At 40.2% G+C, this 517-nt stretch carries 1 protein-coding gene; it reads left to right on the top strand.

From position 1 onward, the window contains the following. Positions 1 to 192, top strand: a 192-nt coding sequence (locus IQR33_RS08760) for a DUF2850 domain-containing protein (RefSeq protein WP_193843644.1), incomplete at its 5' end; no start/stop codon positions are given. Positions 193 to 517 lie beyond the last annotated feature (325 nt).

Genomic DNA, 517 nt, shown 5'->3' with positions numbered 1-517 from the left:
GTTACCGTAAATGGTTCTACAGTGGCGACCAGTTTTGAATTCGATGGGGATTCGTTTTCGTATCGAGTGGGTTCAAATGAGCGGCACTTCAATTTTGTTGGTAAGCAGCATGCAGAAATGAAGCTGAATGCCAATGCACATTATCTACCTGTATTCCGTTTAGAGGGGCGTGCAAGGATTGCGGTAAGATAGTCGTTTTTATCTTTGTCTGTTAAGCAGAGATCTCTTGCGTCTGTGAGTCACATGGATGATCACAATTTCATCTTTCAATCAGTAAATCTTACTTTCAAACATAATCCGGACAATTCCGTAATTCTTCCGCTGCTATCATGTTGCATTAACTGAATGAATTCACAACGAGTAAACGGATTGGCTTAGCGTTGAAACATTTTGTCGTTGCTTTTCAATTGCACCGTATGCATTTGTTTGCCATCCTTTTGCTATTCTCTTTTACGGAAAAGACACGTGTTAAAAAAACTCCTTCCTATTATCTCTTTGAGCCTACTCTTTGGCTGTG

The organism is Vibrio sp. OPT46 (assembly GCF_015163535.1).
Lineage (GTDB): Bacteria > Pseudomonadota > Gammaproteobacteria > Enterobacterales > Vibrionaceae > Vibrio > Vibrio alginolyticus.
This window is presented reverse-complemented; position numbering and strand designations above follow the sequence as displayed.